Below are 1,405 nucleotides of genomic sequence, written 5' to 3'. Positions count from 1 at the left end.
CTCTCTTGCCGAAGGTACGCATCTGTCGGCCCGGTGGTACTTAACGTATCTTGCCGACGCCACGAAGATACATCAAGCACCGATGCGAGGCAAGGATGTACCTTGGGAGGGTCATTGATGTACCTTCGGAGGTGTACCGCGCTCCGACAAACAGGGAGAAGCCATGCCATACAAGGCACCGGAGGGGAAGGGCTATGCCGACGTGGCGGCCCACTTCCGCACACTGATCAAGAGCGGGGAACTCGCGCCTGGCGCCACGTTGCCGTCCGTCGCTGAGATCCGTGAGCAGTTCGGCGTGGCGGCCAAGACCGTGAGCCGGGCCCTGGCCGTACTCAAGAGCGAGGGCCTGGTCAGCTCGCGCGGGGCGCTGGGCACGGTCGTCGAGAAGAACCCCATGGTGATCACCGGCGCGGACCGCCTGAAGCGCATGGAGAAGAACGGGATGCGCTACGCCCCCGGCGAGACCTCCTCCGGTCACCGCGTGATGACCCGGTCGGTCCACGACCCCGAGATTTGCACGGCTCTCAACCTGGAGCCCGGCGACGAAGCCGTGATCCGCATTCGCGTCTTCCGCCAGGACGACAAGCCGACGTCGGTCGGCGTCTCCGTCTATCCGCCCCACACGGTGGCCGCCGTCCCGGAGCTGGCCGACGACGTACGGATGGTGAAGCAGTTCGACAAGCTCTACAGCGAGCGCACCGGCCGCGAAGTCGTGAAGGGGCAGCGCACCGGCCACGCCCGGCAGGCGTCCCAGGACGAGCTGAACGCCTTGGAGATCGACGCCCCGGCCCACTCGGCCATCGCCGTCTTCGTCACGACCGTGACCTTCCACGACGACGAACAGGCACTCGGCTACTGGGAAGACGTCTACGCCCCCGGCGCCCGGGTGCCCATCGGCGAGTGACACATAGAGCCCTCGCCCAACGTCCCCAGGAGCCCCCGTCGGAGATCCGGCGGGGGCTTTCTGCTGCCCAGCGAGGGCGGCATCTCTGAGCGGTTTACATGGCCAGCCGTCTGCCGACTGCCGCTCTCGCTGTTGTGCTCGCGGACAGGCTGGCGGCGGAGGGGTGGGGGGCGCGTGGCGCTGAGCGGCCGTCTGACGGGGCGGGACGGGGGCTGAGCGCCGTACCCCCGCCGTCGCGGGGCTGGGCAGCGTGAGGCGACCGCACCGCCCGTCTCGGGCTGATGGGGAGCGGCTGCTGCCGCGATGTGGCCGATGCCGTCGAGCTGGTCAGCCCCGCGGCTCCGTCGGTGGCTGAGCGTCCGGCTGCTCGAAGAGGGGCAGGGCCTCCGGGCGGGGCCGCCCCGGTCTCTCTTGCCGAAGGTACGCATCTGTCGGCCCGGTGGTACTTAACGTATCTTGCCGACGCCACGAAGATACATCAAGCACCGATGCGAGGCAAGG

The 1,405-nt window shown here is 68.4% G+C and carries 1 protein-coding gene; it reads left to right on the top strand.

What is annotated here, in order from left to right:
• Positions 1–163 precede the first annotated feature (163 nt).
• Entirely contained in the window at positions 164–904 is a 741-nt protein-coding gene (locus ACFT1A_RS30955) for a GntR family transcriptional regulator (protein WP_376073315.1), read from the top strand.
• Positions 905–1,405: the final 501 nt, after the last annotated feature.

Origin of the sequence: Rhodococcus sp. NPDC057135, assembly GCF_042670865.1 — a bacterium.
In the GTDB taxonomy this organism is placed as follows: Bacteria; Actinomycetota; Actinomycetes; order Mycobacteriales; family Mycobacteriaceae; genus Rhodococcus_F.
This window is presented reverse-complemented; position numbering and strand designations above follow the sequence as displayed.

Excerpts from the sequence above, each read along its gene's own strand:
- ACFT1A_RS30955 (WP_376073315.1), top strand. The coding sequence starts at position 164 with ATGCCATACAAGGCACCGGAGGGGAAGGGCTATGCCGACGTGGCGGCC.